Source organism: Myxococcus sp. CA039A (assembly GCF_013336645.1).
GTDB classification, from domain to species: domain Bacteria; phylum Myxococcota; class Myxococcia; order Myxococcales; family Myxococcaceae; genus Myxococcus; species Myxococcus llanfairpwllgwyngyllgogerychwyrndrobwllllantysiliogogogochensis.
In genome coordinates, this window is the sequence record NZ_JABUMQ010000368.1 from 1 (window position 1) to 10,198 (window position 10,198).

At 68.8% G+C, this 10,198-nt stretch carries 11 protein-coding genes and 1 pseudogene; 10 read left to right on the forward strand and 2 right to left on the reverse strand.

The window, feature by feature from the left end; all coding sequences use genetic code 11:
- From HR086_RS39975 to HR086_RS40010, 8 genes and pseudogenes are all read left to right on the forward strand, one after another.
- Positions 1 to 187: pseudogene (locus tag HR086_RS39975) on the forward strand (PHP domain-containing protein); the annotation flags it as partial.
- A gap of 21 nt (positions 188 to 208) precedes the next feature.
- Entirely contained in the window at positions 209 to 1,492 is a 1,284-nt protein-coding gene (locus tag HR086_RS39980) for a 3-deoxy-D-manno-octulosonic acid transferase (RefSeq protein WP_174468234.1), read from the forward strand.
- Entirely contained in the window at positions 1,489 to 2,496 is a 1,008-nt protein-coding gene (locus tag HR086_RS39985) for a glycosyltransferase family 4 protein (protein ID WP_174468235.1), read from the forward strand. Before HR086_RS39980 ends, HR086_RS39985 begins: the two co-directional genes overlap by 4 nt.
- 4 nt (positions 2,497 to 2,500) lie before the next feature.
- Complete coding sequence (locus HR086_RS39990) at positions 2,501 to 3,535, forward strand: glycosyltransferase (protein ID WP_174468236.1); 1,035 nt, start codon at positions 2,501 to 2,503, stop codon at positions 3,533 to 3,535.
- A gap of 123 nt (positions 3,536 to 3,658) precedes the next feature.
- Positions 3,659 to 4,816, forward strand: a complete 1,158-nt coding sequence (lpxK, locus tag HR086_RS39995; protein ID WP_217442135.1) for a tetraacyldisaccharide 4'-kinase — start codon at positions 3,659 to 3,661, stop codon at positions 4,814 to 4,816.
- Positions 4,817 to 4,847: 31 nt separating this feature from the next.
- Positions 4,848 to 5,861, forward strand: coding sequence for a bifunctional heptose 7-phosphate kinase/heptose 1-phosphate adenyltransferase (locus HR086_RS40000; RefSeq protein WP_141648432.1), 1,014 nt, complete (start codon positions 4,848 to 4,850; stop codon positions 5,859 to 5,861).
- A complete protein-coding gene (locus HR086_RS40005; protein ID WP_141648433.1) occupies positions 5,858 to 6,346 on the forward strand; it encodes an adenylyltransferase/cytidyltransferase family protein in 489 nt (162 codons plus the stop codon). Before HR086_RS40000 ends, HR086_RS40005 begins: the two co-directional genes overlap by 4 nt.
- A gap of 3 nt (positions 6,347 to 6,349) precedes the next feature.
- The gene (locus HR086_RS40010) at positions 6,350 to 6,541 is read left to right on the forward strand and encodes a Trm112 family protein (RefSeq protein ID WP_141648434.1); all 192 of its coding nucleotides are present in this window, start codon (positions 6,350 to 6,352) and stop codon (positions 6,539 to 6,541) included.
- On the opposite strand, the gene HR086_RS40015 is transcribed toward HR086_RS40010, so the two are convergent.
- Entirely contained in the window at positions 6,516 to 7,625 is a 1,110-nt protein-coding gene (locus tag HR086_RS40015; protein WP_174468237.1) for a glycosyltransferase family 9 protein, read from the reverse strand. The genes HR086_RS40010 and HR086_RS40015 overlap by 26 nt on opposite strands.
- 83 nt (positions 7,626 to 7,708) lie before the next feature.
- Here HR086_RS40015 and HR086_RS40020 point away from each other — a divergent pair, with 83 nt between their 5' ends.
- On the forward strand, positions 7,709 to 8,587 hold the full coding sequence (locus HR086_RS40020; RefSeq protein WP_174458850.1) for a YicC/YloC family endoribonuclease: 879 nt from the start codon (positions 7,709 to 7,711) through the stop codon (positions 8,585 to 8,587).
- Complete coding sequence (gene gmk, locus HR086_RS40025) at positions 8,584 to 9,213, forward strand: guanylate kinase (protein WP_141648437.1); 630 nt, start codon at positions 8,584 to 8,586, stop codon at positions 9,211 to 9,213. The genes HR086_RS40020 and gmk overlap by 4 nt, the downstream gene beginning before the upstream one ends.
- Positions 9,214 to 9,746: 533 nt before the next feature.
- Here gmk and HR086_RS48040 read toward each other — a convergent pair.
- Positions 9,747 to 10,198: hypothetical protein (locus HR086_RS48040; RefSeq protein WP_217442136.1), on the reverse strand; the 452-nt coding region annotated here is incomplete at its 5' end.

The following is a 10,198-nucleotide window of genomic DNA, read 5'->3' on the forward strand; positions in this document are numbered from 1 at the left end:
GGTCCGGGTCGAGGTGTGGGGAGAAGGCCGCCTGGGGACGGACGGGACCTCGGTGGAGCTGACGGGGCCGGGCGTGGTGCGGGTGGAGGTGTGGGTGAAGGGGCCTGGGCGCTTCTTTGGCTCCGAGTGGCGACCGTGGATTGTCCCGAGCCCCGTGCGTGTACTGCCTCGGGGGCCTGGCATCTGATAGAGGGCCGGGGAGCCGTCCATGCGACTCCTGTACATCCTCGCTACATATCTTCTCTTCCCGCTGCTCTTCCCGGTGCTCTGCGTGCACCGGAAGACGCGTCATGGCCTGTGGCAGCGGCTGGGGTTCTACGGGCGAGGCTCGCTGCCCCCGCGAGGTGACGGGCCCGTGGTGTGGTTGCACGGTGCGAGCGCGGGAGACCTGCTCGCGCTGTCCCCCATGTTTGGTCCCTTGCGGGCTCGCTTCCCGGGCTGCCAGCTCATCCTGTCGACGATGACGGACAGTGGCCATGCGATGGCGACGGGCCGGCTCGCCAAGGACATCGATGGGGTGGTGTACGCGCCCTATGACTTGTGGGGCGCGACGCGCCGGGCGGTGAAGGCGCTCCGGCCAGACGTGTTGGTGCTGGAGTACACGGAGGTGTGGCCGAACCTCATTCGCGCGGCGAAGCGCGGTGGGGCGCGCGTGGTGATGACCAACGGCCGTTTTTCTCCGGCGAACGTGGAGCGCTACCGCTGGTTGTTCCGGCTCATCGGCAATCCGCTGAAGGACTTCGACCTGATGTTGATGCGTCAGGAGGATGAGGCGCAGCGGGCGCGGAGTCTCGGCGCGCGGCCGGACTGGGTGCGGGTGACGGGGAACACGAAGTTCGACTCACTGGCTTCGGGGCCGGCGGCGGAAGACGGCGTGTTGCGCGAGGCGCTCGGGCTTCCGGTGGACGCGCGGGTGTGGATTGCCGGCAGCACGCACGAGGGCGAGGAGGACGTGCTGCTTGGCGTCTATCGGCGGCTGCTCGCGCGGTGGCCGGACCTGCGGCTGGTGATTGCGCCCAGGTACGTGGACCGGGCTGGGCGCGTCGTGGCTCTGGCGCGGGAGGCGGGACTGGGTGTCGGCCTTCGCTCCCAGGGGAATCCCGAGCGAGCGCAGGTGGTGGTGCTGGACACCATTGGCGAGCTGTCGCGGGCGTACCGGCTGGCGACGGTGGTCTTCGTGGGCGGCTCGTTCACGAAGCGGGGCGGGCAGAACATCCTGGAGCCGGCGGGGCAGGGGAAGCCGGTGTTGTTCGGTCCGCACATGGACAACTTCAAGGACAGCGTGGCGGTGCTCGCGGGGCAGGGAGGCATCCTGGTGGCGGACGCGGAGGCGCTGTACGCGAGGCTCGCGGAGTTGCTGGAAGAGCCGGGTCGAGTCGCGGAGCTGGGTGCGCGGGCCTTGGAGACGGTGGGGCGGATTTCCGGCGCGAGTGAGCGCAACGCCGAGGCGATGACGACGCTCTTTCCCCATGGGAGGGCCGGGCCGCGATGACGCTCATCGTCCACCCGCATTTCCACAATCGGTACACGGGCGTCACGCGCCACGTCGAGTCGGTGGTCCCCGCGTTGGTGAAGGACACGGGCTCGGAGACGCGAGTCATCGGCTCTGGGCTGAGCGACGGGCTGCCGCGAATCACCTGGCCGGAGCTGTTGCGTCGGGCGCGCTCCGAGCCGGTGGTGTGGCATGCCCACCGGAACAACGAGCTGCTCGCGGGGATGTTGCTGAAGCTGGTGGGTCGGCAGGTGCGGCTGGTCTTCACTCGGCACACGTCGGTGGCGCCCAGCGGCTTCACGCGCTTCATCGCGCGAGGCGCGGATGCGCTGGTGTCGTTGACGCGGCAGGTGGCGGAGGTCATCGCGCTCCCGTCGACCGTCATTTCGCATGGCATCGACCTGACGCGCTTCCATCCACCGGAGGACCGGGCGGCGGCGTGGGAGAAGCTGGGGCAGGGCGGACGGTTCGGGGTGGGCGTCATTGGCCGCATCCGCAAGGAGAAGGGGCAGGGCGACTTCCTCGATGCGGTGCGCCCGTTGCTGCCCGAGCACCCCGAGTGGCAGGCGGTGCTGGTGGGGTTGGCGAAGGGCGCGGACCTGGACTGGGTGAACGGCTTGAGGGCGGGCATCGAGCCCCGCGTGTCGTTGGCCGGAGAGCAGTCGGTCATCGAGCCCTGGTATCGAGGGCTGACCGTGCTGGTGCACCCGTCCTATGCGGAGGGGTACTCGCTGGTGCACGTGGAGGCGATGGCGTCCGGTTGTTGCGTGGTGGCGTCGAAGTTGCCGTATCTGGACACGCTCATCGAGCATGGCCGGACGGGCTTCTTCTTCGAGCCAGGGGACGTGAAGGCGTTGCGCGAGCTGCTGGACATGCTCATGCGAGAGCCGGAGCGGGCGCGCGAAGTGGGGCGCAACGCGGCCGAGGAGGCACGTCGTCGGTGCGGCGTGGAGCACGAGGCGCACGCGCTGGAAGCGCTGTATCGCACGTTGGTCGGGCGGTAGTCGGATGAGAATCCTCCACCTGTTGGCGAGTCCCTTCTTCAGTGGTCCGGCGGAGAACGTCGCGTTGCTCGCGCTGGCGCAGCGGGAGGCCGGGCACGAGGTGACGGTGGCGGTGGACCGTCGGCGCAAGGAGATGCCGGCGGAGGAGCCCGCGGTGCCTCGGCTGCGAGCGCTGGGCCTGCTGGATGACGAGGGGCTCGAGTTGTCGGTGAAGTCTCCGCCCTGGCGGGTGTGGAGTGATTTGCGCCGGCTGCGTGCGCGGCGAGTGGACGTGGTGCACTCGCACTTCAGCCATGACCACTTCCTGGCGAGGTGGGGACGGCCCCAGGGGGCGGTGTTGGTCCGTTCGCTTCATGCGCCGCGCTCCATCCGCTCCTCGTTGCCCGCGGCGGATGCGTACACGGTGCCGGCGAGTTCGCTCTTGCCTCGCTTGTTGGAGCGAGGAAGGACGGCTCGGGTGCTTCCCGCGTTGGTGGACCCGCACTTTCGCCCTGAGTCGGACCGCGAGGCGTCGAGGCGCGAGTTGGGACTGAAGGGCGCGCCCCTGGTGGGGATGGTCTCCACGTTCCAGCCGTCGCGACGGCACGCCGTGGGGGTGGAGGCCTTCGCGCTCTACCGCGAGCAGCGGCCGGATGCGCGGTTCGTCCTGGTGGGGGATGGCGCGTTGCTGGAGGCGACGCGGAGTCAGGTGGCGTCGCTGGGGCTGACGGATGCGGTGGTGTTCACGGGCTACCAGCAAGGAGAAGACTTCGCGCGGTGGTTGAGGGCCTTGGACGAGGTCTGGCTCCTGGGGCTCGGGAACGACTGGAGTGCGAGGGCGGCGGCTCAAGCCCGGGCGTGTGGTGTGCGAGTCGTGGCGGTGGAGGAGGGCGCGCTGCCTGAGCTGGCGGATGCACGTGTCGTCGAGCCGACGCCCGAGGCGGTGGTGGCCGCGTCACTGTCGGGGCAACGGGCCCCCGTGGCTCATCCGACGAATGCGAGCATCGCCGCCGATGTCCTTGCGTTGTATGCGCAGGTGGCGAGCACGCGCGCTCGGTGAGCCCGCGCTGACGTGTCGGGTCGTACGTGATGGCGCGGGCTGATAGCGTAGCGGGCGCATGCTGACCCTTGATGATGCCCGGCGACTCGTGTCGGGACACGCCTTGTGCGGAGCCTCCAGGTCTTGAGCGCTCAGGCTCCCGAGTCACCCACCGCCATCGAGCGGGTGTTCTATCCGCCGTCGCCCGAGCCCTGGGGACGGCGGGCCTTGCTGTCTCCCCTCACGGCGTTGTCATGGACCTATGCCGCGGCGGTGCGCCTGCGAGGCGCGCTCTATGACCTGGGCATGCTTCGCGCCGAGCGAGTGGAGGGCCTCCGCGTCATCTCCGTGGGCAACCTCAACGTGGGAGGAACGGGGAAGACGCCCGCGGTGCTTCACCTCGCGGAGTTGCTGGTGCGCGAGGGCCGCAAGGTGGGCATCCTCACGCGAGGTTATGGGCGTCGCTCACAAGAGCCCTGTACCTTCACGGGGGCGGAGTCATTGCCTCCGGTGGAGGACGCGGGGGACGAGCCGTTGCTGCTCGCGAGCCGCTGCCCGAGTGTGAGGATCTTCGTGAACGCGGACCGTGTCTCCAGCGCTTGGCGCGCGAGAGACGACTACGGCCTGGACACGGTGCTGCTCGACGACGGCTTCCAACACCGGCGGCTCGCCCGGGACGAGAACCTCGTCGTGGTGGACGAAGCCGTGGGACTCGGCAATGGCCACATGTTGCCAAGGGGGCCGCTGCGAGAGCCGGCTTCTTCTCTCCGGCGCGCCACGTTGCTCTGGGTCCGCACGTCGACGCCCCCATGTGCCACGGCGTCCCCCATTGTCTCGCGTGCAGGCGAGGCACCCCGAGCACCGTTCGACGCACGGGCCCTGGGGTTGCCTGCGGAGGGAGAAGGACTCCCCCGCGTCCGCGCACGCTATGGACCTTCGGCCTGGGTGGACCCTTCTGGAGGGCTCCATCCGACAGAGGCACTGAGTGGCCAGGGGGTGCTGGCGCTGGCGGGGCTCGGTCGGCCGGGGGGCTTCCTGAAGACCCTGAGGTCTCTCGGCGTGGAGGTCCTGGATGCGGCACTTTTTCCGGACCACCACCGCTTCACCGTGGACGAGCTTCGCGACGTGGAAGCTCGAGCCGCGAAGCTGGGAGCGGTGAAGGTCGTGACGACGGAGAAGGACGCGGTGCGTCTGCCCGTGGGGTTCTTGGCCTGGAAGGTGCGGCTGGGGGTGGACGTGCTGGAGGGCGAGTCCCATCTGCGTCGAGCGCTTGGCCTGTCGGGTGCGTCTGCCGACTTGTGAGACGAGGAGGGCTGTGGGACAAACCGCCGCCATGGCCGCAGTCTCGCCCGTTCGCTCGTCGCCTCCGCCCTCTCGCCTGCCGCACGCGTTCGCGCGCCGCAGGGTGTTGCTGGTGGGGGACCTGGTCGCAGACCATTACATCTACGGGCAGACGGACCGGGTGAGCCGCGAGGCCCCGGTGCTCATCGTCCGCTACGAGTCCGCCGAGGTGAAGCTGGGCGGCGGAGCGAACGTGGCGGCCAATGTCCGTGCGTTGACGGGGCAGGTGACGGCCGTCGGAATGCTGGGCGCGGATGAGATGGGTCGCGAGCTGCGTCGCCTGTTCTCCGAGTCAGGGGTGCGCCTGCACGCGGTGGGTGGACGCGGTCTGGCGACGGAGACGAAGACCCGCATCCTCGCGGGCGGCGTGAGCACGACGCGCCAGCAGATGCTGCGCCTGGACCGTGGCCAGCGCTCCTCGCTTCCTCCGAGCGTGCGCAAGGCCCTGGCGAAGCACGTGGCGGAGGCCGCGAAGGACGCGGACGCGGTGGTCGTTTCGGACTACGGCGCGGGAGTGCTGAGCGACGAGGTGCGCGCCGTGCTGCGGAAGCTGGCGGCGGATGGGTTGCCGGTGTGCGTGGACAGTCGCTATGCGCTGTCGTCGTTCTCGGGGCTGACGGTGTGCAAGCCCAACGAGCCGGAGCTGGAGGCGTTGGCGGGGCGTCCCGTGCGCTCGCAGGAGGACTTGCTGGCGGCGGGGCATGAGGCGGTGCGCAGGCTGGGGTGTCGTGCGCTGCTGGTGACTCGGGGGCGGCACGGCATGGCGCTCTTCGACGCTGACGGTGGGGTGGACCTCATCCCGGTACATGGCGCGAAGGCGGCGGTGGACGTGACGGGGGCGGGCGACACGGTGATTGCGACATTCTCGCTGGCACTGGCGGCCGGAGCCTCGTTCGGGGAAGCGGCGCGACTGGCGAACGTGGCCGGTTCCATGGTGGTGCAGAAGTCGGGCACCGCGACGGTGTCCCGGGACGAACTGCTGGCGGAGCTGCGGAGCACGCGATGAGCACCTTGGAGAAGATTCAGTCGCTCGAGCAGGTGGTGGAGGCGAGGGCGCGCTGGAAGGCCGAGGGCCGCACCGTGGCGCTCGCCAACGGCGTGTTCGACCTCTTGCATGTGGGCCACGTGCGCTATCTGGAAGGCGCCCGCGAGTTGGCGGATGTGCTGGTGGTGGCGGTGAACTCGGACGCCTCGACGCGGGCGTACAAGGGGCCTGGACGGCCACACATTCCCGAGGGCGAGCGTGCGGAGCTGGTCGCCGCGCTCGCCTGTACGGACCGCGTCATCGTCTTCGACGAGCCGAACGTGCGCGTCATCATCCGAGCGCTGAAGCCGGATGTGCATGTGAAGGGGACGGACTACACGCCGGACAGCATCCCCGAGGGCGACGAAGTGCGTGCCTATGGTGGGCGTACGGCGGTGTCGGGAGACCCGAAGGACCACAGCACCACGGAGCTGGCGCGCCGGCTCGGCCGTGAGAGCGCGAAGTAGGACATGCCCGCGCTGGATGAGGGGTTGATGGCGGTGCTGGGCTGTCCCCAGTGCAAGGGGCCTCTCACGGTGCTCTCGTACGAAGAGCAGGTGAAGGCCCGCTGTCCCCGGTGTCGGTGCGAGTGGCCCGTGGAAGAGGGAGTGCCCCACCTCCTCCAGGAGCGGATGTCTAGGTGGGACGCGCCTGACGAGTGAGCTGTGCCGCGAAGGCGCGGGCCTCTTCGGCCGCACGAGCCTCGAGCCCCTGGCCTCCCGAGCCATCGACGAGGCTGGTGAGGTCGACCATCCGGTGCGGGGCATACGCATGGCCCCACCGCTCCATGTCCATGCGGAGGAAGTACGCCAGCGTCGGAGCGCCCACGGACACCGAGAGGTGCATGGGCCCGGTGTTGTTGCAGACGGTGAGCCCGGCGGCGCGCATGAGCGCGGCGAGCTCATCCAGGTTCGTGGCGGGTGCGAGCCGCGAGCCGGGCGCGGCGGCCACCACGGCGCGGGCAAGCTCCTCTTCGCCAGGTCCCCACGTGACGATGGGAACGCGGCCGATTTCGAGGAGCGCGCGAGCCGCGGCGGCGAAGGCCTCGGGAGGAATGCGCCGAGGGCCCAGGCGGCCACCCGGGTTGATGACAGCGCGGGGCGTGGTGGCGTCCGTCTCCAGGAACGCACGGAACGGGGCGCTGATGGTGGGTTCGCGGAAGGAGAGTCCCCGCGACAGGGTGCCGCCCGTGACAGGGGTCAGCAGGTGGGTTCGCTGAAGCGCCTCGCTTCTGCTGTCGTCGCGGGCTGGGACGGACAGGGAGTGGAGGCGAGTCACGGGCCAGACGCTCGGCCCGATGACCACGGCGCGCGGGCCGGCGAGGCGTGCCACCAGGGCGCTCGTCACGGAAGGGGCTTCCCAGTTGGCGCAGTCGACCACCAGGTCATAGCCCGCGCGGCGCAGGGCTCGGATGCCCGGGGCCAGGGGGCCCATCCAGAGTCGCCGGCGGTCGAACGCGATGACCTGGTCCGCGTCGGGGTGCCCCGCCAGGACGCGGGCCACCTTGGCATGAACCAGCACGTGCACCTCGGGGGCCGGGTGCACATGGGCCTTGAGGGTGCGCATGAGGGGGGTGGTGAGGAGCGCCTCGCCCACGCGGTTGTCGGGCCGCACGAGCAGCACCTTCCGGGGGACGGGGAGGGAACTTCCGGGACGGAGCCGGCGGCCGGGGCGCCAGAACAACACGGACGCCACGAGCGCCAGCGCCAGCTTCGCCCACAACTCGAGCCGCTTGTGCCAGGCCATCGCGGCGCGGACCCTACACAGAACTGAAAGGCGTGCAAGCACGCTGCTTGACCTGCGGACGGAAAGCCCCTAGCAACCGCCCAATGCTGAAGAGCATGACCGGGTTTGGCGCGGGCCGTGCGCGCGTGGGGGACGAAGAAGTCTCCGTGGAGTTGCGCTCCCTCAATCACAAGTTCTGCGAGGTGAAGGCGAGGCTGCCTCGAGAGCTCACCTCGCTGGAGCCGAGCGTCACGAAGCAGGTGAAGGACCGGCTGGCACGTGGCTCGGTGGAGCTGCTGGTGAAGCGGCAGTCCTCCACGACGACGGGAACAGTGCCCACGGTGGACCTGAACCTGGCGCGCGAGTACCTGCGCACCTTCCGGGAGCTGGCCAAGGAGCTGGGTCTCCCGGCGGACGTGGCCTGGTCCCAGGTGGCCAACCAGCAGGGCGTCGTGCGCCTGGAGGAGAAGGGCGTGAATTTGGAGTCGGCGACGCCCGCGGTGACGGAGGCGCTGGAGCAGGCGCTCGGAGCCCTGGAGAAGATGAGGCTCGTCGAGGGCGAGGCGATCTACGTCGACCTGGATGCGCGACTGAAGTTGATTGAGGGCTGGAGCCGCGAAGTGGCCCACCTCGCTCCCCGCGCGGTGCACGACTACCAGCAGCGACTCACGGAGCGCGTGGCGGAACTCGCGCGGGGCGTCGCGGTGGACCCGCAGAGGTTGGCGCAGGAAGTGGCGCTCTTCGCCGAGCGCACGGACATCGCCGAGGAAGTCACGCGCCTGGCGAGTCACCTCGAGCAGTTCCGCGCCCTCATGGCGAGCACCGAGCCCGCTGGCCGTCGCATGGATTTTCTTGTGCAGGAGATGCACCGCGAGGTGAACACGACCGGTTCCAAGAGCCAGCACACGGAGATCTCCGCGCGCGTGGTCTCGATGAAGGCCGAGGTCGAGCGCATCCGCGAACAGGTGCAGAACGTCGAATGAGCGAACCCACCATCCTTCAGCCCGGTCTACTGCTCGTCCTCTCCGCGCCCTCTGGGGCCGGGAAGACCACCCTTGCCCATCGGCTCCTCAAGGAGACGCCGCAGGCGAACTTCTCCATCAGCGTCACGACGCGCCGCCCTCGAGGCAAGGAGCAGGAAGGGGTGGACTACCACTTCGTGGACGTGGCCACCTTCCAGGAGAAGATCGAACGGGGCGAGTTCGTGGAGTGGGCGGAGGTCCACAACCACTTCTACGGCAGCCCCCAGTCGACGGTGGATGTCGCGCGCGCCCGTCGGGGCGTGGCCATCTTCGACATCGACGTCCAGGGCGGGCAGGCCATCAAGCGCAAGCACCCCGACGCGGTCACCATCTTCGTGCTCCCGCCCTCCATGGATGAGCTGGAGCGCCGGCTGCGGGACAGGCAGACGGACTCCGATGAGACGATTCGCCGCCGGATGCTGGCGGCTCGCTCGGAGATGGAGCGGGGAATCGCCTCCTACGACTACATCGTCGTGAACGATGACTTCGAGCGCGCGTACAGCGAGCTGCGCGCGGTGGTGGTGGCCGAGGGGTGTCGTCGTGGCCGGGTGGACGTCTCGAGGTTGAAGCTGGGCGTAGGGAGCTGAGCGCAGGGGGCAGGGAAGGGTGCTGAAGTGACAATCAGCAAACTTCTTGCGCCGTCCCTTCGCTTGGTGGATAAGCCGCCCACCTCACGGCGAGGCGCGGGCGGCCAAAAGCCCTCCGCGACGAGCAGGCAGCCGTGGATTCCGTCAGCAACAGTCTCGAATCAGCGCGCATGGCGCTGGGGTTCTCTGAACCACGCAGAATAGGACCGTGGGTCCCTGAAGGATTCCCTGGATGGGGCCTTCGTGGGATTTCGAGTGTCCGGAGCGGCTCGTGACCACGAGTTGACATTCTCCGGAGCGCTCCATAGATGGTCAGCCAGCAGGAAGTGGTCCGGTGGGCGTCGCGGTGGTGGGGTTGGAGGTCGTCTCGTGCGAGACGGCACTGGAGCTGGGGCTGACGGTGGGGTGGGGCTCGGAAACGGTTTGACTCTGGATGCGGCGGTGGTAGAAGCCGCGCCCCTCATGACGAAGCCCGCGCACTGGCGCGAAGCACTTCGGCGTGTGGATTCAGAACGACATTGGAAATACGGCGGTCAGCGAAGCGAGTTGACAGAAGATGCGGCGGTGGTAGAAGCCGCGACCCCGACGAAGAAGCCCGGAAGCAGCAGGGCGGAGGCGGCGAGGGAGTCAACGAAGCAGCGGTTGACACGGGATGCGGCGGAGAGATAGAAGCCGCGCCCCTCGCGAAGAAAACAGCGGAAGCCACTGGGCGGCGCTGAAGACTTCGGAGGACGCCGAAAGGGACGCAAAGCGAAGTTGACAGCTGACGTGGACCTGAATAAAAGATGCGACCCGCCGGCAGGAAGCGGCGAGCAGCAGACGGAAACAAAGTAGCAAAAAGTCGCGGATGAAACAAGCGGCTCGGTCTTTGAAAACCAAATAGCAAGCCCAAGAAGAAGAGAAGGATTGCGGAAACCGCAGTCAATCTTTGAGAAGGCACCAGCAAGGGAGCGCTGAGAAGCGCATACCAGCAGTGCCTGCAGTG